Annotated in this window: 12 protein-coding genes; 4 read left to right on the top strand and 8 right to left on the bottom strand. The window is 60.3% G+C overall.

Annotation, left to right across the window (positions count from 1 at the left end; all coding sequences use genetic code 11):
- The 4 genes from queD to N902_RS0106000 form a co-directional block, all read right to left on the bottom strand.
- On the bottom strand, positions 1–402 hold the full coding sequence (gene queD / locus N902_RS0106015; RefSeq protein ID WP_027370200.1) for a 6-carboxytetrahydropterin synthase QueD: 402 nt from the start codon (positions 400–402) through the stop codon (positions 1–3).
- A complete protein-coding gene (dnaE, locus tag N902_RS16655) occupies positions 353–3,889 on the bottom strand; it encodes a DNA polymerase III subunit alpha (protein ID WP_084287874.1) in 3,537 nt (1,178 codons plus the stop codon). The genes queD and dnaE overlap by 50 nt, the downstream gene beginning before the upstream one ends.
- A gap of 142 nt (positions 3,890–4,031) precedes the next feature.
- On the bottom strand, positions 4,032–5,030 hold the full coding sequence (gene gap / locus N902_RS0106005) for a type I glyceraldehyde-3-phosphate dehydrogenase (protein WP_027370199.1): 999 nt from the start codon (positions 5,028–5,030) through the stop codon (positions 4,032–4,034).
- Positions 5,031–5,233: 203 nt separating this feature from the next.
- On the bottom strand, positions 5,234–7,471 hold the full coding sequence (locus N902_RS0106000) for an AsmA family protein (RefSeq protein ID WP_027370198.1): 2,238 nt from the start codon (positions 7,469–7,471) through the stop codon (positions 5,234–5,236).
- A gap of 155 nt (positions 7,472–7,626) precedes the next feature.
- On the opposite strand from N902_RS0106000, the gene N902_RS0105995 reads away from it, so the two are divergent.
- Entirely contained in the window at positions 7,627–8,385 is a 759-nt protein-coding gene (locus N902_RS0105995) for a TlyA family RNA methyltransferase (RefSeq protein WP_027370197.1), read from the top strand.
- Here N902_RS0105995 and amrB read toward each other — a convergent pair.
- Positions 8,378–9,187 carry an AmmeMemoRadiSam system protein B gene (gene amrB, locus N902_RS0105990; protein ID WP_027370196.1) on the bottom strand — a complete coding sequence of 270 codons (810 nt, stop codon included), beginning with the start codon at positions 9,185–9,187 and terminating at the stop codon, positions 8,378–8,380. The genes N902_RS0105995 and amrB overlap by 8 nt on opposite strands.
- Before the next feature lie 383 nt (positions 9,188–9,570).
- On the opposite strand from amrB, the gene N902_RS0105985 reads away from it, so the two are divergent.
- Positions 9,571–13,767 carry an acyl-CoA dehydratase activase gene (locus N902_RS0105985; protein WP_027370195.1) on the top strand — a complete coding sequence of 1,399 codons (4,197 nt, stop codon included), beginning with the start codon at positions 9,571–9,573 and terminating at the stop codon, positions 13,765–13,767.
- Positions 13,768–13,997: 230 nt separating this feature from the next.
- Here N902_RS0105985 and N902_RS0105980 read toward each other — a convergent pair whose 3' ends face one another.
- The 3 genes from N902_RS0105980 to N902_RS0105970 are packed head-to-tail and all read right to left on the bottom strand — an operon-like array spanning position 13,998 to position 17,128.
- Entirely contained in the window at positions 13,998–14,588 is a 591-nt protein-coding gene (locus tag N902_RS0105980; RefSeq protein WP_027370194.1) for an indolepyruvate oxidoreductase subunit beta, read from the bottom strand.
- 3 nt (positions 14,589–14,591) lie between these two features.
- Positions 14,592–16,430 (bottom strand): indolepyruvate ferredoxin oxidoreductase subunit alpha, encoded by a 1,839-nt coding sequence (gene iorA, locus N902_RS0105975; protein WP_027370193.1) that lies wholly within the window; start codon positions 16,428–16,430, stop codon positions 14,592–14,594.
- 17 nt (positions 16,431–16,447) lie between these two features.
- Entirely contained in the window at positions 16,448–17,128 is a 681-nt protein-coding gene (locus tag N902_RS0105970; RefSeq protein ID WP_027370192.1) for a tetratricopeptide repeat protein, read from the bottom strand.
- 99 nt (positions 17,129–17,227) lie between these two features.
- Between N902_RS0105970 and N902_RS0105965 the strand changes: the two genes are divergently transcribed.
- Positions 17,228–17,986: an MBL fold metallo-hydrolase gene (locus N902_RS0105965; protein WP_027370191.1), complete on the top strand. Its 759-nt coding sequence runs from the start codon at positions 17,228–17,230 to the stop codon at positions 17,984–17,986.
- 258 nt (positions 17,987–18,244) lie between these two features.
- Positions 18,245–19,504, top strand: coding sequence for a glutamate-5-semialdehyde dehydrogenase (locus tag N902_RS0105960; protein WP_027370190.1), 1,260 nt, complete (start codon positions 18,245–18,247; stop codon positions 19,502–19,504).
- The last annotated feature ends 23 nt before the right edge of the window (positions 19,505–19,527 follow it).

Here is a 19,527-nt window from a genome sequence, read left to right as displayed (position 1 = left end):
TCAGACTTCGCTGTAGATGGCTTCTGAGCTGTGTTTTTCCGCCACCCCTACTTCCCTGATCTGGACCGGATGATCCATGAGCAGGGATTTGAGCCGGGTGTAGATGTATTTGGCCAGGTTTTCAGATGATGGGTTCTCCCGGGCAAAGGGCTCCAGCTCATTGAGGTGGCAATGGTCCAGGGTGTCCAGGACGGAGGCCAGCTTTTTCTTCAGCTCCTTGAAGTCCATGAGGATTCCTGTCTTTGGTTCCAGCTGGGAGCCCTGAACTTCAACCCGGACCTGAAAGTTGTGTCCGTGCAGCTCCTCGCATTTGCCCTGATAGTGGTGCAGCTGGTGTGATGAGCTGAAATCGTCAGTGATTCGCAGCCGGAACAACGGCTGGGGAGGTGTGGTCTGGGGCATGCGTTCCTCGTTGCTTTACTGTCTGTTTCCAATTGGCGATCTCCTGCTGCAGGCCGGCACCGGGCAGGATACAAAAGTTGGGACCGAGTTGTAAACGGCATCGTCCATGGGCATAGGCGATGGTCACATGGACAGGGTTTTTGCCCGGATGGCAAAGAAGGATCTCCTCAAGCTGCTGCCAGTCCCGGGAGGTGATCTGTGGACCGGGAACCTGGATATGGTAGGGCTCATCTTCAGGGAGCTCGACGTTTTGCAGAAAGCTCACCGACTGGGCCAAAAGCTTGACCTGTTTGGGGCCTTCTTCGTTTCCGGACTTTTCTCTGTCCTGGGTGACGGTTGCGGTGCAGAACAGGGGCTGGTCCACGTCCAGATGGGCCTTGACCTGGGCATAGATTTCAGGAAACAGGGTCATTTCCCCTGTTCCGGTCAAATCCTCCACCTGACAGAAGGCCATGCGGCTCCCCTTCCTGGTGGTGATCTCCTTGGCCGAGGTGACCAGGACCGCGGTCTTGACCTCGGCCTCATTGGAGAGCTCGGCGCACTCTTTGAGGCCGGTAATCCCAAGCAGCTGGAGGTGATCCTTATACTCCAGCAAGGGGTGTCCGCTGAGAAAGAATCCCAGGGTCTCCTTTTCGAAGCGCAGCCGTTCTTCCTCAGACCAGTGGACGATATCCGAATCCGGGATGGTCATCCCGATGCCGTTCCCGGCTTCGGGTGTCTGATTGGGGGAGGAGACGATGCTGAGCAGGGACAGCTGGCCCCGGCTCTTGTCCTTGTGTGTCTTTTGAGCCTTGGCCACAACCCGGTCCAGGGCGGCAACAAGGGCCGCCCGGCTGGATCCGAAGCAGTCCATGGCTCCGCTTTTGATCAGGCTCTCCAGGACCCGCTTGCTCACCTTGCGCAGATTGACCCGCTGGCAGAGGTCAAGGAGGCTTGCATAGGCCCCGTTTTTTTCCCGTTCTTCAACCAAAGCATAGATCGCCGAATCACCCACGTTTTTGATCCCGGACAGCCCGAAGAGGATGCCCTGGTCGGTGACGCTGAAGGGGTGGATGCTGGAATTGATGTCCGGCCCCAGGACCGGGATGCCCATTTCCCGGCAGGCGTGGATGTGGCTGATGACCTTGTCTGTGTTGCTGACCTCGGAGGTGATCAGGGCAGCCATGAACTCCCAGGGATAATGGGCCTTCATATAGGCGGTCTGATAGGAAATCAGGGCGTAGGCAGCGCTGTGCGACTTGTTGAATCCGTACCCGGCGAATTTCTCGATCAAATCGAAGATGTAGGCGGCGGTCTCCTGGGGCAGCCCGTTTTGTTCGGCTCCGGCCAGGAACTTGTCCCGCTGTTTGGCCATCACAGCCGGATCCTTCTTACCCATGGCCCGGCGCAGGATATCGCCGTCTCCCAGGGAGTAGTTGGCCAGCTCGGACGCGATGCGCATGACCTGTTCCTGGTACAGGATCACCCCGTACGTCTCTTTGAGCACGGGCTCCAGCTTGGGGTGGGGGTACTCGACCTCGATCTCGCCGTGTTTGCGACGGATGAAGTCCGTGACCATGCCGCTTTCCAGAGGTCCGGGCCTGTAGAGGGCCAACAGGGCGATGATGTCTTCAAAGCAGTTGGGCTGCAGGTCTGTGAGCACCCGGCGCATGCCCGAGCTCTCCAGCTGGAAGACCCCGTCGGTTTGGCCCTTGCAGAGCAGGGTGAAGGTGGCCTGGTCGGTCAGGGGCAGGGTGTCCAGATCCGGAACATCGTTGTATCGCCTCCGGGCCAGATTGAGGGCGTCGCTGAGAACGGTCAGGGTCTTCAACCCCAGAAAGTCGAACTTGATCAGCCCGACCTTCTCCACCTTTTTCATGTCGTATTGGGTAACCACTTCCCCCTTTTTCCCCAGATACAGAGGGAGGTATTCCCGCATGGGCCGATCCGAGATGACAATCCCGGCCGCATGGGTGGAGGCGTGCCTGGCCAAGCCTTCCAGGCGCCTGGATATGTCGATGAGCTGAGATATGCGCTGGTCGCTCTCCATCTTGGCCTTGAGCTCAGGCTCCTGCTCCAAGGCCTTGTCAATGGTCATCTTCAATTCGTCCGGGATCAGCTTGGCGATCTTGTCCGTCTCGGCGAAGCTCATGCCCAGGGCCCGGCCGACGTCCCGGACCGCGGCCTTGGCCTTCATGGTCCCAAAGGTCGTGATCTGGGCCACAGAGTCCTTCCCGAACTTGTCCGTGACGTACTTGATGACTTCTTCCCGCCGATTGTAGCAGAAATCAACGTCAATATCCGGAAGGCTCTCCCGTTCCACGTTCAAGAAGCGCTCAAAAAGCAGGGTGTACCGGATGGGATCCAGGTTGGTGATCCGCAGGGAGTAGGCGGCCAGACTGCCCGCGGCCGAGCCTCGTCCCGGACCGACCGGGATGCCCTGGGCCTTGGCCCAGTTGATGAAGTCCTGGACAATGAGAAAGTAGCCGGCAAAGCCTTTGCTGCAGATGATTTCCATCTCTTCCCGCAGCCGGTCCCAGTATGGCTGCTCGTCCTGGACATAGGGCAGGTGATCCAGGCGCTCGCGCAGCCCCTCCCGGCACAAACGGGCGAATTCTTGGTCCAGGCTCCGGCCTTGGGGGGGCTCGTACACAGGAAAATGGTGCCGGCCGAGCTCGATTTCCAGGTCGCATTCTTGGGCGATGGCCCAGGTGTTTTCCAGGGCTTGAGGGCAATGGGCGAATTCCCGGGCCATCTCCTCCGGCGGACGGTAGTAGAGCTTGTCCGTATTAAACCGCATGCGCTTTGAGTCCTGGACGCAGGCATTGGTCTGGATGCAGAGGAGGATGTCATGGGCCTGCACATCGTCCGGGCCTAGATAGTGGCAGTCGTTGGTGGCCACCAGGGGCAGGTTGCAGGCAGTGGCCAGATCCAAGAGTCTGGCGTTGAGCTCGTCCTGTTCCGGAATGCCGTTGGCCTGAAGCTCCAGATAGAAGCGGCCGGGGAAAAAACCGGTGTACTGATCAACGGTTTCCTTGACCTGTTCCAGACTTTTGCCCTGCATGAGCTGAGCCGGGACTTCACCCTTGAGGCAGGCGGAAAGGGCGATAAGGCCTGAATTCCATTTGGCCAGAAGCTCCTTGTCCACCCGGGGCTTATAATAGAATCCGTCCAGATTGGCCTGGGAAACCAGCTTGATGAGATTGTGGTATCCTTCGCGGTTCTGGGCCAGGAGGACCAGGTGGTAGCCGGCCTCGCTGGCTGAGCGGGCGTCCTTGCGCGTGCGGTGGGTAGGGGCGACATAGACTTCGCAGCCCACTATCGGCTTTATCCCGTAGGACTTGGCGGTGGTGTAGAAGTCTATGGCTCCGAACAGGTTGCCGTGATCTGTGATAGCAGCGGCCGGAAGCCCGAATTCTACAGCCTTTGCGCAAAGATCCCGGACCTTTATCGCCCCGTCCAGGAGGCTGAACTCAGTATGGCAGTGGAGATGGACAAAGTGAGTCATGTATAGATGAGGACATGGCTGTCCAGGTTGTTCGGGTCAGGTTGTGCGGGTCAGGAACCGCCAGTGTCCAGCTGTGCCTGCCCCGAGTGGGGCCGGGCATGCGGGCACGCTGAACACTGGATGGGCTTCCTTGTGAGCCGAGCTACAGCATCCCAGCCGCTTTTTCGGTCAGCCTCAAAAGCTGGTGGGTGAATCCGGCCTCGTTGTCGTACCAGACGATGAGCTTCAAGAGGGTCCCGTCGGTCACAGTGGTGGTCAAGGCATCCACCACCCCCCCGTAGATCGACCCGACATAGTCCACTGAGACCAACGGCTGCTCGCAGTAGCCCAGGATGTCCTTCAGCCTGCCTTCCGAGGCAGCCTGCAGGGCGTGATTGACCTCCTGGGCGGAAACGCTTTTGCCCAAGTCGGCACTTAAGTCGACCAGGGAGACGTTGGGAGTGGGCACCCGTATGGCCATGCCGTCCAGCTTGCCCTTCAGTTCCGGAATGACGTCTGCCACTGCCTGTGCGGCTCCGGTTGAGGTGGGGATCATGGACATGGCTGCGGCCCTGGCCCGCCTGAGGTCCTTGTGCGAACCGTCCAGGATGCGCTGGGTCATGGTATAGGAGTGGACCGTGGTCATTGTGCCCCGCAGCAGGCCGAAGCTGTCGTGCAGGACCTTGGCCGCAGGGGCCAGGCAGTTTGTGGTGCAGGAGGCATTGGAGACAATGGTGTGCTCCGGCTTCAAGTCCTGATCATTGACCCCCATGACCACGGAAATGTCGCAGTCCTTGCTCGGTGCGCTGATCAAGACCTTCCTGGCTCCGGAGTCCAAGTGGGGCTGGCAGCTCTTGCGGTCCTTGAACTTGCCGGTGGTCTCCAGGACCAGGTCCACACCATGATCGCCCCAGGTCCATTCCCCAGGGGCATTCCTGGTCACGGCAATCTGCTTCCCGTTGATCTCGAATCCCGTGTCTGTGGCCTGGACCGATCCCTTGTACGTGCCGTGTACAGAATCGTACTTCAGCAAGTGAGCCAGGGATTCATTGTCTGCCCGGGCATTGACGGCCACGAGTTCCAGGTCGGTTCTTTCAGCCAAGATTCTGGTCGCATAACGGCCAATCCTCCCAAACCCGTTGATCCCTATCCGCACGCTCATGAGTCGTACTCCTTGGTTTGTTGATGTGATGCTGGTGTATATGGACCGCAGAACAAGCTGCGGGCTGTGCATGCATGGTTTTTAGAAAAAGACTTCATTCCGGTCATATCCTGTGGTGATGAACAGCCTGTCCCTGCATGTCTGCGGCTGCGGCTTGTGCAGGGCGTTTGTACAGGCCTGCGGGGGAAGAGATGCGTGTTTTGTCAGTTCGATGATCCCCCTCCCAGGAAGCCCTTGAGCGCATCTTTGACCTGTTCGCCGGCGTCCTGCTTGCCTGCACCCTTGGATTCCTCGTTTTCAGAGCTGGAGATGCCGAGCTTTTCCTGCAGCTTTTTGACTCCTTTGTCCACTTCTTCAGAGAGCTTGCCCTGGCCCAGGATCTTGAGCAGAGACTCCTTGTTCAGCCCCACGCGGGGGTCGGTCAGGGTGCCTTGGAGGTCCAGGGGGATCTCTTGGCCTTCCAGCCCGGACAGTTCAGGGTACTGGCCGGAGAGCTCCTTATCGAAGTTCACTTTGAGCAGGTAGTCCATGCTGCGCTGAACCAAATCCAACTGTCCGGAGCCCTGAAGGCTGAACAGGGAGGAGATGAGCTGCACGTCACTCTTGCGGATCTTGCCCTTTGCTATGTCTGCGGCCACCTCCAGGGATGAGAACTTGGTCTGATCGGAGCCGGAGGAGCCCGGAGACTTGCCCTGCAGGGTCAAATAGGTGGAACGGATCCGGTGCAGGATGTCTGTCCCCTGGAATGCGCCGTTTTCTACGTTCAGATTCAAGCTGCCGTCCAGGGTCCGAAGAAGCGAACCGGCGTCCAGGCCCTGACCGGAGACTGCGGTGTGAACCGAACCCAGTCCGGAGAGCAGACTCTTGCCGGTCAGGTCCTGCAGCAGGGACTCAAGGCGCACGGTGCTCAGTTTCGTGTCGGTGCGAATGCTCGGTGTCTGCCCTCTGACATCCAGGGAGGCTGTTGACTCAAGCGCTCCTCCGTACAGCCGGCTGGTCAGAGGTGCAATGTCAATTTTCCCGTCCTGGGCTTGAATGGTCAAGGATACATCTTCAAGACGCATGCCCTTGATCTTCATTTCCCCGATCTGGATCTTGCCCTCTGCACTCAGCTGCCGAAGCAGGCCCACAGGCAGGGCCGCAGCCGGTGTTTCCCCTTCCGTGCCTGGTTTGTCAGTCTTTGTCTCCGGCTTTTTCGCGGTTTGGGCCCCGCCGGCATCGGCCGGGGGAAGATAACGGTCGACATCTATCTTGTCGATCTGGAGGCTGAAGTTGGAGGACGGAACGGACTGGGCAAGATCAACGCTTGCCCGGCCCTGGATGGATGTTTCATCCAAGCCCATGCTCAGTCCTGAAAGGGCAATCGAGGAGGGAGTGGCCTCAAATCCGGTTTCGGCCTGCACTGCGGTCAGGGCTTCCGGATCGGCTGTGGCCAGCGGAGGAAGGTCCATGCGCTGGACGAGCTTTTTGGGGTTAAATGTCGCCACCTCCAGCTGACCGTTCACTGAAGGGGCGGTGAGCATGGATGTCCCTTCGGCCTGTCCAGTGACCTGCAGACCAAATGCGCCCAGGGCCATCTGGGGCATGTGCAGGGCTTCGGTTTCAAGGTTCAGGCTCAGCGAGGTCTGCAGGGTTATCTCGGTTTCTCCGCCGGGAATGGCCTCTCCCGCGGTCCGGCTGGTGAGATCGAGGTCCCGGAGGTGAACGATGCGCTTTTGCATATCCAGCTGGGCTTTGCCAGTGGCCTCAATCTCAGCCTGCAGGCCAGGCTCGGCGTTGTCTACAGTGCAGCTCAGGCTCAAGGGAAACGGATCCTCCAAGCTGACCGGTCCGATGTCAACAGCCAGGTCCTGGACCATGATCTGGGTTCCTGCTTGCTGGTCCTTCCAGGTCAAGCTGGTATCGGTTACAGTTATTTTTTCAATGCTCAATGCAGCCAGGCCGGTGGGAGATCCTGATCCTTTGCTGTCTGCGCCGTTGCCGCTTGAGCTGTCCTGACCCGTCTGATCAGCGGGCTTCTTTGCCGATTTGGAGGCCATCAGGTCCTGCCAGTTTGTTACCCCCTGGTCATTCTTGGCCAGATGCACCTGGCCTCCATCCAAGAGCAGGGTGCCGACCTGGAGATTCTTGCTGAGCAAGGGCAGGAGTTTGACTTTCAGCCCTGCTTTGTGCACTGAAAGCATTGTGTCCGGGGCAAACCCCTGGGCGTTGGCCAGGGCCACGTCCTGGATCTCCAGGCCGATCCAGGGGAAGAAGGACAGGCTCATGGGGCCGTTGAGCTGCACCTCGCGGCCCAGCTGGGAGCTGGCAGCCTGTTCGATCCGGTCTCTGTAGTCGTTGGGGTCAATGAACAGAATAGCTCCGGCAATGAGGAGGATCAGAAGGAGAAGGATCCCACCGATGGTATAAAGACTGTACTTGAACATTTTGGGCATGGACATGGTCTGCGCCTCCTTGGCGGATTTATAAGGTCAATCGCTGCTCAAGCTTCCGGGCTGCGGGGGACGGGAGCCTGCCCAAGAGTCCGGTACGCTCAGGCCGGAGCTGAATAGAAAACGCACATGATTTTAGCACGAAGCTGAAAAGTGAAGCAAGCATGAGAAACCAGAGAAAATGCAGGGCCGACCAGCTCCTGGTCCAGCACGGCCTGGCTTCCAGCCGGGAGCAGGGCAAAAGAATGATTATGGCCGGGCAGGTCTTTGCCCGGGACTCCTCTGGAGAGGAGCGGAAGATCCTGAAGCCGGGCACCCCCCTTCCGGTCGGCACCAATCTGCAGGTTGCCGGGCAGGAGCGGTTCGTGAGCCGGGGCGGTGAGAAGCTGCTCACTGCTTTGGAATACTTTGCCCTGGATCTCCAGGGGGTGGTGGCTCTGGATGTCGGCGCGTCAACCGGCGGGTTTACCGACTGCCTGCTTCAGGCCGGGGCCAAGCGTGTCTATGCTTTGGATGTCGGATACGGCCAGCTCCATTGGCGGCTGCGCAACGATCCGCGGGTTGTGGTTTTAGAGAGGATCAATGTCCGCCATGCCGGTCCGGAGCTTATCCCCGAACCCGTTGACCTCGTGGTCGCGGACTGTTCTTTCATCTCCCTGACCAAGGTCCTTCCTCCGTGCCTGGCCTGGATGGGGCCCGGGGCCCGGGTTTGCGCCCTGATAAAGCCCCAGTTCGAGCTCCCCCGGGGGGCGGCGGTCAAGGGAGTGGTCCGCTCCCCTGAGCTGGAGCAGGAGGCGGTCTGCAAGGTAATAGCCGCTGTCCGGGAAATGGGCCTGTCCTTTCAGGGCCACGTGCCCTCCAGGGTCCGGGGACCGAAGGGGAACCAGGAGTACCTGGCCCTGTTTGTCCGGGACCCTAGCTGACAATCACCCCGGCGTAGCCCACAACATGGGACCTGTCCCCGATGATGTCCCCGGAGGTCGCGTAGCGGACCAGCTCGGCCGTGTCCGCTCCCAGCTCCTTGGCCGCCAGCAGACCGACATACATGGGCAGGATGCCGCACATGCTGATCCGCTCCCGAGCCACCACATCCAGGAGCTTCTCCGGATCGCAGTCCAGGATGGCCTGGAGGGCCATATCGTCTTTGGCCTTGGCCTCGTCTTCGGGCAGGAAATGGCTCATATCCGAGCTGACGACCAAGGTGACCCCGCTTTTCCAGCTCTTGAGCACTTCGGCCATATTGTGGGCCATGCGCTGCAGCTTGTCCCGGTCAAAAAGGGAGATGCAGACCGGAACGATCTTCATTTCGGGGTTGGCGGCCCACAAGAACGGAAGCAGGACTTCCAGGGAATGCTCCGCCCTGTGCGCTTCCGGATCGGCTTTCAGTTCCGGATCGGCGCTGATGAGCGCCTGGGCCAGCTCGGCGTCGACTTCCAAGGCTGCGTCCGGCAGCAGCCACTTGCCCTCGGGCCATACCGCAGCGGATTCGCCCTGCCCGGTATGGTTGGGGCCCAACAGAAGGGCAGTGGGGGCCAGATCCGTTCTGGCCAGGGCGGCCCCAGCCACATGTCCGGAAAAGACATGTCCGGCATGGGGGAGCATGATCAGCTTGGCCGGGACCTTCTCCACTGTGGTCTCCGCCTGCATATACTCCCTGACTTTGGGTTCCCATTCCTGTTTCGTGCCGGGGTAGAACTGTCCGGCAACTACCGGCTTCCTGTCCATTCGCGCCTCCTCAGGCTGTCTGGTCCATAGTTCCTAAGCAAAAAACAAACTACGTTTATTTGAGTGCCCTGCACGGGGCAGCAATTCAGGCTCGACTGGTGTGCGGCCCAGATTCGACGTCCGGTCCCACGGGGAGCGGCATGAGCACAATATCTTCTCCTTGAAGGAATAAGACCTGCGTGCCTGCTGTCAATTCGCCGCTTGTATGCTCGCGCATTGCTTGCATCAAGGTCAAGGCGGATTTGGACATTACCGGGAAATCGTTGTAGTCTCACCCGGAAAAGAGAGATATTCGGGAATGTTCACCTCCACGGACCCGTAAGGTCGCTGCCAGAACAGGTCTGATTGTGGTCGAAAGAGAGACAACAAGGCGAGACCGGAGAATGCATACACACATCCATTTCGGTTTGGACGTTGGATCGGGGTCGGCGAAGGCTGTGGCCCTGGATACACATGGCCGGGTGTGTTTTTCAACCTACAGGCCTACTCAGGGCAGGCCGCTGCAAATGGCTGCCGCAATACTTTCCGATCTCGAGAGCCGCTTCCCGGCGGAGCGGATTGCCAGCATGACCTGCACCGGAACTGGGGGCAAACGGGTGGCCTCCATCCTGGACATTCCATTTGTGAACGAAATCATCTGTCACGCCAGGGGAGTGGAGGAAGGCTTCCCTCAGGCCCGGACCGTGATCGATATCGGCGGCGAGGATGCCAAGCTGATAGTCCTTCGTCCCAAGCCGGAGGGTGGGCTCTCTATTCACGATTTCGCCCTGAACACAGTCTGCGCAGCCGGTACCGGCGCATTTTTGGAACAGCAGGCCGCCCGGCTCGGCTACGACATCCAGACCTTTTCCCGCCTGGCCGAACAGGCGGCGAATGTGCCCACCATCGCCGGCAGATGCACGGTCTTTGCCAAGTCGGACATGATCCACCTGCAGCAGAATGGCGTTCAGGACGATGAGATCATCGCCGGGCTCTGTTTTGCCATTGTCCGCAATCTGAAAACGAATATAGCCAAGGGCAAGGAGATCGTTTCCCCCCTGGTTTTTCAGGGCGGTGTGGCCGCCAATCTCGGGGTGAGGCGGGCGATCAGGGAGCTGTTGGTCGACAGCCCGGAGGAGCTGATTGTTCCGGAGCATTTCAAGGTTATGGGGGCAATGGGCGCGGCCTTGTATGGCCGGGCAAGGCCTGAGGCTTGGGGCTATCCCGGGGCTCGCCGTCTGGAAGAGGCTTTGAGCCGCAGGCCGTCGTCATCCACCCGCCGGCTGCCCCCCCTGCATGCAGTGCAGTCGGGCAATGCTGCGGGACGGGCGGACACCACCCGGGGTAAGCCCCGGACCGGGGAAGCGGCCCTGGGCATAGATGTGGGGTCGGTGACCACCAAGATGGTCCTTCTCGATGCTCAGGCGGGTCAGGACAATGAGCTCAAGGTTCTGGCCAAGACCTATCTGCCTACATCCGGACGTCCCTTGGAGGCGATAGCCGCCGGACTGCGGGATATTGAGTCCACAGCTCCGGAGGGGATCCGGATCCGGGCGGTCGGGAGCACCGGATCGGGGCGGGCCCTGTGTTCCGCTTACGTGGGCGGTGACGTGGTCCGCAACGAGATAAGCGCTCAAGCTGCGGCAGCCACTTGGCTGGAGCCGGATGTGGACACCATTTTTGAGATCGGCGGCCAGGACTCCAAATATATCCGGCTGGATAAGGGGGTGATCGTCGATTTCGCCATGAACAAGGTCTGTGCCGCTGGAACCGGCTCCTTCCTTGAGGAGCAGGCCCATAGACTGGGCGTGGCTATCGAGGACTTCGGAGATCTGGCTCTTTCCGCCCCGGCTCCGGTTAAAATGGGCGAGCGGTGTACTGTCTTTATGCAGTCCGATCTGGTCCACTATCAGCAGCAGGGGGTGGACAAGGCGGATCTGTCCGCCGGCCTGTGCCACTCCATTGTGGCCAACTATCTGAACAAGGTGGTCGAACAGCGGCCTGTGGGACGCAAAGTCTTTTTCCAGGGCGGTACGGCCCTGAATCAGGGCATAACTGCCGCCTTTGCCAAGGTCCTGGAGCGGGACATAGTTGTTCCGGAGCACAATGAGGTGACCGGAGCCATCGGCGCGGCTCTGCTGGCCATGCGCCAGCACGAGGGGCCGAGCAGCTTTCTGGGCTTTGACCTCTCCCAGCGCCGGGCACAGACCAAGTACTTTATTTGTCCCGGCTGTCCCAATGCCTGCGAGGTGCAGAAAATCAGCTTTCAAAACCAGGACAGGCCCCTGTACTTTGGTCACCGCTGTGAACGCTACGATCAGATCCACAGCTCTGCCGGAGATGAGCCCCTGGACGTGGTCCACCAGCGGTATCAGCTGCTGCAGACGCATGTTCCGGCCCCAAGCTCTGAACCAGGCTCGGCGCACCGCATCGGCCTGCCCAGATGTCTGTTCTTTCAGGAGTGGCTGCCATTTTTCCAGACCCTTTTTTCCGAGCTGGGATATGAGGTGGTGTGCAGTGAATCCACGACCCGCAGACATATCAATATCGGTTCCGAGCGGATGGCCACCGAGGCCTGTCTGCCCATGAAGGCGGCCCACGGACATATCCAGGACCTTATATCCCAGGGGGTCTCCTCCATTTTCCTGCCCCAGATCCAGGAGCTTCCGGCCTGGTTCGGTTCAGCCCAGACAGGTACCATCTGTCCGTATGTCCAATCCTTGCCCTGGGTCATCCAGTCGGCCTTTTCCCTGGAGGCCGAAGGCATCGAGCTGATCTCTCCCGCCCTCCGTCTGGGGCATATGCCGTCTCCTTCAGCAGGGCAATGGAAGGGGCTGGCCCGGACCCTGGGGCTTTCCTGGCGGGGCATGCGCCAGGCCCTGGATCGAGCATGGCAGGTCCAGGCTGGGTTTGCGAAGCAGGTCAGAGAGTACGGACAGGATGTCCTCGCCCAGGTCCGAAACGGCAAACGGGCGGTGCTCCTCATCGGGCGGCCGTACAACGCCCTGGATCCGGGAATGAACATGAATGTATCCTCCAAGCTGCGCAAGCTGGGGATGCCGACCCTGCCTCTGGACTGTCTGCCCCTGGAGGAGGGGATGGATGAGACGGGGCGGACAGACGACCTGGGGCAGATGTACTGGGCTTACGGACAGAAGATCCTGGCCGCGGGCCGCATGCTGACCAAGTATCCGGGATTGATTCCGGTTTTTGTGACCAATTTCTCCTGCGGGCCGGATGCCTTCATCCTGCATTTTTTTGAGCGCCAGCTGGGAGACCGCCCCTATCTGGAGCTGGAAATCGACGAGCACACTGCCGATGCAGGAGTGCTCACCCGGCTGGAGGCCTTTCTGGACAGCACAGCCGGGACCCAGAATATTGCCGGTTCCCGGCCGCCTTTTATTCGCTCCGCGTACACCTTCCACCGGGAGCGGGTCCTCTATCTGCCGCCGATGACCGATCATTTGCACGCCTTTGCCGCCGCTTTCCGGGCCAACGGAGTGGAGGCCAGAATCCTGCCGGCCTCGGATGAACAGAGTCTGCACCTGGGACGCAGGCATACCAAGGGCAAGGAGTGCCTGCCTGCGGTCTTGACTACCGGCGATCTGCTCAAGGCGGTTCAGAGTTCGGACTTCGATCCTGACCGGGCGGCTTTTTTCATGCCCGCAGCCGGGGGACCCTGCCGTTTCGGCCTCTATCATCAGCTGCACCGCCTGGTATTGGATCAGATCGGCATGGGCCAGGTTCCGGTCTTTTCTCCCAATCAGGGCAGCACCCTGTATCAGGAACTGGGGGTGGTGAGTAAGAATTTTACCAAACTGGCCTGGAAAGGGGTGGTGGCTGTGGACCTGCTTCTAAAGCTCCTTTTGGAGACCAGGCCGTATGCCCGGGACAGGGAGGAGTGCAATGCCCTGTATGCCACCTGGCTCGATGCCATCAGTCACGCTGTGGCCGCTGACCAGGATTTGCGTCCTGTGCTGGCCCGGGCTGCGGAAGGATTCGCCCAGCTGCCGGTTTCCGGGGCCAGGCCAAAGCCGGTGGTGGGCATTGTCGGAGAGATTTACGTCCGTTCCAACCCGTATGCCAATGAGCACCTGGTCCGGCGCCTGGAGGATCTGGGCCTGGAGGCCTGGCTGCCGACAATCGGAGAATGGATTCACTATGTGAACCATACCGGGAAGCGTCAGGCCAGACGGAATCGGGAGTTCGCGGCTTGGTTCAAGCTGGAGGTGGAGTCCCTGGTCCAGTCCCGGCTGGAGCGCAGTCTGCTTCAGGCCGGAAACGGATGGCTGCGTTCTCTCCCCGAACCGGAGACCCGGGCCCTATTGGAGGCGGCCAGCCCCTATATATCGCCTGAGTTTGAGGGCGAAGCGGTGCTGAGCATCGGAAAAAGCGTGGACTATCTGGACAAGAATGTTCAGGGCCTGATCAATGTCATGCCCTTTACCTGCATGCCCGGAGGGGTGGTGGACGCTATTCTGCCCAGACTGCGGCTCAAAGCGTCCGTTCCCATGCTCTCCCTGGCTTATGACGGTCAGACCGATACCAATATCCAGAATCGGCTGGAGGCCTTTGCCCATCAAGTCAAGCAGCAGGGATGAGAAGGGGAGAATTCCTGCCCTTCGCCGTCATGGCCCGGATTTCTCGAACAAGCCGTGATCATGCTCTCCGAACAATCCAAAGGGTAGGACCGACTTGCCGGGAGCATGCAGAATAGCCTCCGTCATCCCCGCGCACGCGGGGATGACGGCAGAAGAGACGGCAAACTCTTATGTAGGCAATTCCACTTTCTGTGTCCAAGAGCCAGAAAATAGTATTCGGCCTGGAGGTGCTACTGCTCACGTGCCGCGTCAAAGCCGAGCTGAGAGGCCTTCAGGTTGATGTCCACTATCTTGGCCGGCAGGTGGCTGGTGATGGCCTGATGCAGGGCCTTGAGGGTAAAGGGCTGGATCTCGGCTGCGCACAAGGCCCCCAGCAGGACCATGTTCGCGCACTGGACCGTTCCGGCCTGGGCAGCCAGGCTCTTGCAGGGCACAAACCTGGCTTGCCCCGCGCATTCCCTGCTGCTGATCTGGACATCCTCCAGATCCGGGTAGGTCTCCCAGCCGGTGCTGACCCCCACCGGCTTGGTCGGCTCGGAATTGCTGACCAGGACGCCGCCCCGCCGCAGATAGGGCAGGGCGCGGAGGGTTTCCAAGGGTTCGAATCCCAAAAGGATGCTTGCCTCTCCGGGCGCGATCTTGGGGCTCATATAGCCGCCGAGGAGCAGGGCGGACTCCACAACCCCTCCCCGTTGGGCCATGCCATGGATTTCGCCGGCACAGACCTCTATTCCCTGATCCAGGGCCAGCAAGCCCAACAGGTTGGTGGCCGTCAGGGTGCCCTGTCCGCCGACGCCGGCCAAAAAGACCCTCGACTTCATATCCTAGCTCCTTTTCCTGGCTTTTATGGACGGGGCGATCTGCACGCAGAGCATGCATCCGCTGCACTGGTTTTCGTCAATCTGGATCTCTCCATCCTGGACGTAAAAGGCCGGACAGGCCAGCTCCTCCAGGCAGCGGCGGACATCGTCCGTCTGTTCAGCTACATAGGCGGTCTGGGGGTTCTTACGGCCCAGAGTCCGACGGGCAAAGAGCACGCAGGGCTCCTTGGCAATGATCACCCGCACCCCGTCTTTTTCCTTGTAATCCTTGAGAATATCCAAAGTCTTTTTCAGGTTGGAGGGCCGGACCGTGCTCACTTCCTGGACCCCGCAGCCGCGGATGACCTGTTCGATGTCCACCTGTGCAGGGTTGGGGCCGTGCCTGGTCTGGTCAACCCCTGGATGCGGCTGGTGCCCGGTCATGGCCGTGGTTGAGTTGTCCAGAACCACGAGCAGGAGATTGTGCCGGTTGTGAATCGCGTTGATCAGTCCGGTGATTCCGGAGTGAAAAAAGGTGGAGTCTCCGATGTAGGCAACCACCGGCTGGCCTGTGGCCTGGGCCATGCCCGAGCCGCCGGATACGGAGGAGCCCATGCAGAATAAGAAGTCAGCGGCCCGCAGGGGGGGGAGAAAGCCCAGGGTGTAGCAGCCGATGTCTGTGGAGTAGATGGCGGTGTCCCCAAAGACCTGGCGCACGGCATAATACATGGATCGGTGGGAGCAACCGGGGCAAAGGTTGGGCGGTCTGCCGGGCAGTCCTTCCCGGGTGGAGCACAGATCTGGCTCTTCCGGAGCCTGACCCTGGAAACGAAGCAGGGCCTGGCGGACAGACTGGGTGGAGTACTCCCCGAGTTGGGTCAGGTTCTCATCCTTGCCCTGGACCAGTACCTGCAGACCGTGCTTTTGGCATACAAGGCGGACCTGATCTTCAAGCATGGGCTCCAGTTCCTCCAGAATCAAAACCGAATCCACGCTGTGCAGCAGGTCGAGGACTGCCTGCTCCGGAAAGGGGTAGGTGATGCCGAGCTCCAGAATCCGGAAGGACTCCTGCAAGTCCATGTCGGCCAATGCGTCATGCAGGTAGGCCCGGGAAATGCCGGAAGCGATGATCCCCTGGGAGCCCTGCCCGGAATGCCTGGTCCAGGAAGACTGGCCGATTTCCTCTTGAATGGAGGACAGGTTGTGCAGCAGGGCCGGATGGCGTTGCCGGGCGATTGCCGGCAGGGGGACAAACCGGGAAGGGTTCTTGACAAAGGTGCCCCGGGTTTGAGCGCCGCGCAAAGGGCCGAAGGTAACCGGTCCACGCAGGTGATTGACCCGGGTGGTTGTCCGGAGCAGGACAGGCTGCTCCCATTTGGCGGACAGGAGCAGGGCATCCCTGGTCATATCCTTGGCCTCCTGGGCCGAGGCTGGCTCAAAGCAGGGCAGCCCGGCCAGGCGGGCGTAATAGCGGTTGTCCTGCTCGTTCTGGCTGGAATGGCATCCGGGGTCGTCGGCACTCAGAAGGACCAGCCCTCCAGGGGTGCCGATGTAGGCCAGGCTCATCAAAGGATCAGCAGCCACGTTGACCCCGACATGCTTCATGGTCACCAGGGCGGGGACACCGCCCAGGGCGGCTCCGCCCCCCACCTCCAGGGCCACTTTTTCATTCACCGAGTATTCAAAGTAATAGTCGGCCTCAGGGGCCAGGGAAAAAAAGGTGTCCGGGGCCTCAGAGGATGGAGTCCCGGGATAGCAGGTGACGCATCCGACTCCTGCCTCCAGGGCGCCGCGGACAACGGCTTCATTGCCCAGAAGGAGATGAGTGGAGCCTGGTTCTGCACTCAAGAGGGAATGGGACATGGTCAACTCACCTTGGGTTACGATTGTGGATTGTGTGCTTTGCTCTGCAAGGTCTTGATCTTGTGTTCAATGAACTCGTCAGGCCGGGCGTCCAGGGCTCTCATATCGGACAGAGCCCGGTAGGCCTTAAGGGCCTGCTCCCATTGTCCGGCCTGCTCAGCAACAGCAGCGATTTTCATCTGCAGGCTCCGTTGGTAGCGCTCCGGGGCCTGCCCCGAGGCCTGCCGCAGAAGCTCCAGGGCCTCGGAGGACTTATCCATCCGGGCCAGGGCCGTCCCCAGGCCCAGGGCGGCAACGGTCTTCAGATCAGTATCCGGTGCGTTCTCCCGGATGTGTTCCCAATGGGGAACAGCCCGCTCAAAGGCCCCTTCCTCCATGCACAGCCTGGCCAGCTGCAGGTGCAGGGCGTTGTGCATCTTTGCCGGGGCCTTGGGGACAAATTCCTCCAGCCCGCGGATCCGGTCCATGCCAGATTGCTCGGACATGATCCGGTCCACTGTCTGCTGTGCATTGCGCAGGGTGCGGGTTTTATAGTAGGAATATCCGCTGACCAGGGCAGCGACGACTATGACGGCGGCAATTACCAGGCCGATGGTCTTGATGTTGTCGGTCACCACCTTGGCCCACCCGGCAGCTGGAGCAGATGCTGACTGGGAAGTACTGGTGTCCTGAGGATCTTTGGGATCGGAGGCGGACATATGGTCTCCTTTTTCTGCATGCTGTTGTCGGCGCAAACCAGAACCTTGTAATCAGAATAGAATCAAAGGTCAAAGGGTAACAGTCAATCCGGAGGGGGCATGCAGGTTGTATTTCTGGGAGTGGGGGAGGCCTGCGACGGCCGGCTGGGCAACACCTCCATGCTGGTCCGCACGAACAGCTCCTGCATTCTGCTGGACTGCGGCTTCAGTGTTGCCCATGCTGTGTTTTCAGAGCTTTATTCTGCAAACGATTTGGATGCGGTCTGGATATCCCATTTTCACGGGGATCATTTTTTCAGCCTCCCTCTGCTTCTGCTTCGGCTGTGGGAGAGCGGGCGGGATGCAGCGCTGACAATCCTCGGCCCCCCGGGGGTTGAGGATATCGTGCGCCAGAGCGTTCGGCTGGCCTACCCCAGCTTCTGGGACAAGTTCACCTATCAGATCGATTTTCGAGAACTCCTGCCCGGGCAGGAGGTTCGGCTTGCGGATTGTTCGTGGAAGACCGCCTGGACGCAGCACTCCCGGCCCAACCTGGGGTTGCGCCTGGATGGACCAGGAGCCAGTCTGTACTACAGCGGGGACGGTCGGCCCGGGGATGGGACCTGGGATCTGGCCCGGGCCTGTTCCCTGATCGTGCACGAAGGCTTTCAAGTGGATCAGGCCGTGCATGGGCATGGAACAGTCCGGGAAGCCGTGGACCTGGCTGTTAGATCCGGGGCAAGGCAATTGGCGGTTGTCCATATGCAGCGGGACGAGCGCCAGGCCCGGGGGGCAGAGGCCCGGGCCCTGCTGCAGGCGATGCCCGGTGGATCGGGCTTATTGCCTCGGCCCGGAGACAGGCTGAGTCTTGGATGTTGAACGTGTCCATATCGTTACTGCTCCAGCGAAATTTCGGCTCTTTTCCGTCATTCCCGCGGAGGCGGGAATCCAGTTTTTTCTGTATGGTCATGACCTGTCAGTCTTTCCACTAGATTGTCACGCGTCCCGGGTGGTTGCGATGTTTCCAGAAATCTGGGCCGGGCAATAGTGAAACGACGGAAAGGGCATGAGCTCTTGTCTTTCGATGGGGTACAAAAACATGAAAAATATAGCTTTGGTCTGCAAGGAGGTCTTTCTATGACCGATCAGGATCAGGTGCAGAAGGCAGCCCGGGATGTTCAGCAGGCCTCCCGGATGCTGGGGACTCAGACCAGCAGGATCAAGGATGCGTTTCTTAACCGCCTGGCCGGGCTCTTGGAGAGTGAAGGCCGCGACGTGCTGGAGGCCAATGCCCGGGATGTGGCCCGGGGGCGGGAAATGGGCCTAAGTGCGGCCATGCTGGATCGCTTGAGCCTGAATCCCGGGAAGATGGAGGACATGGCCCATGCGTGCCGGGAGGTGGCCGCGCTGGAGGATCCGGTGGGCGAAATTGAGCACATGTATCAACGCCCAAATGGCATGAAGGTCGGCCGGATGCGCATCCCCCTGGGGGTTGTGGCCATGATTTACGAGTCCAGGCCCAACGTGACCGTGGAGGCGGCCATCCTCTGCCTGAAGGCCGGGAACGGCTGCATCCTGCGGGGCGGATCCGAGGCCCTGGGGTCCAATCAGGCCCTGGGCCGGCTTATTTCCAGGGCTTTGGTGGACAGCGGCCTGCCGGGTGAAGCCGTGCACGTGGTTCCCACTGCGGACCGGGAGGCAGTGAATACCTTGCTCGGGCTGGACGAGTTCATCGATGTGGTCATTCCCCGGGGAGGAGAAGGCCTGATCCGGGCGGTCACGGAACGGGCTGCAATGCCGGTGCTTAAGCACTACAAAGGGGTGTGCCACATCTATGTTGACCAGACCGCGGACCCGGAGCAGGCCGTATCCATTATCCACAACGCAAAAGTACAGCGGCCCGGGGTGTGCAACGCCTTGGAATGCCTCTTGGTCCATGCCGATGCAGCAGCTGAAATCCTGCCCCGGGTGGCACAGGCCCTGGGCGAGGATGGGGTGGTCTTCAAGGCCGATCCGCAGGCGGCACAGTACTTGGGGGCCAGGGCCGAGCCTGCGCAGCCTGGTGATTTCGGGCATGAGTTCTTGGACCTGTGCCTGGCCGTGCGCGTGGTCCAGGATCAGGATGAGGCCCAGGAGCATATAGCCGAGTATGGATCAGGTCATACCGAAGCCATTCTGACCTCCAGGCACGACCGGGCCATGCGCTTTGTTCAGGAAGTGGATGCCTCCCTGGTCGCGGTGAACGCCTCCACCCGGTTCAACGACGGGGGGCAGCTGGGGCTGGGGGCTGAGATCGGAATCTCCACCTCCAAGCTCCACGCCTACGGACCGATGGGGGTGAAGGAGCTGACCAGTACGAAATTTGTCCTTTTGGGCCAGGGACAGATCCGGGAGTAGCCAGGGGCGGAAAGAATCGAGGT

It is taken from the genome of Desulfovermiculus halophilus DSM 18834 (genome assembly GCF_000620765.1).
Lineage (GTDB): Bacteria > Desulfobacterota > Desulfovibrionia > Desulfovibrionales > Desulfothermaceae > Desulfovermiculus > Desulfovermiculus halophilus.
The sequence above is the reverse complement of the archived record's forward strand: the minus strand, read 5'-3'. Positions and strand labels throughout refer to the sequence as shown.

Coding starts and splice junctions, on each gene's coding strand:
- queD (WP_027370200.1), bottom strand. CDS start 402: ATGCCCCAGACCACACCTCCCCAGCCGTTGTTCCGGCTGCGAATCACT.
- dnaE (WP_084287874.1), bottom strand. CDS start 3,889: ATGACTCACTTTGTCCATCTCCACTGCCATACTGAGTTCAGCCTCCTG.
- gap (WP_027370199.1), bottom strand. CDS start 5,030: ATGAGCGTGCGGATAGGGATCAACGGGTTTGGGAGGATTGGCCGTTAT.
- N902_RS0106000 (WP_027370198.1), bottom strand. CDS start 7,471: ATGTCCATGCCCAAAATGTTCAAGTACAGTCTTTATACCATCGGTGGG.
- N902_RS0105995 (WP_027370197.1), top strand. CDS start 7,627: ATGAGAAACCAGAGAAAATGCAGGGCCGACCAGCTCCTGGTCCAGCAC.
- amrB (WP_027370196.1), bottom strand. CDS start 9,187: ATGGACAGGAAGCCGGTAGTTGCCGGACAGTTCTACCCCGGCACGAAA.
- N902_RS0105985 (WP_027370195.1), top strand. CDS start 9,571: ATGCATACACACATCCATTTCGGTTTGGACGTTGGATCGGGGTCGGCG.
- N902_RS0105980 (WP_027370194.1), bottom strand. CDS start 14,588: ATGAAGTCGAGGGTCTTTTTGGCCGGCGTCGGCGGACAGGGCACCCTG.
- iorA (WP_027370193.1), bottom strand. CDS start 16,430: ATGTCCCATTCCCTCTTGAGTGCAGAACCAGGCTCCACTCATCTCCTT.
- N902_RS0105970 (WP_027370192.1), bottom strand. CDS start 17,128: ATGTCCGCCTCCGATCCCAAAGATCCTCAGGACACCAGTACTTCCCAG.
- N902_RS0105965 (WP_027370191.1), top strand. CDS start 17,228: ATGCAGGTTGTATTTCTGGGAGTGGGGGAGGCCTGCGACGGCCGGCTG.
- N902_RS0105960 (WP_027370190.1), top strand. CDS start 18,245: ATGACCGATCAGGATCAGGTGCAGAAGGCAGCCCGGGATGTTCAGCAG.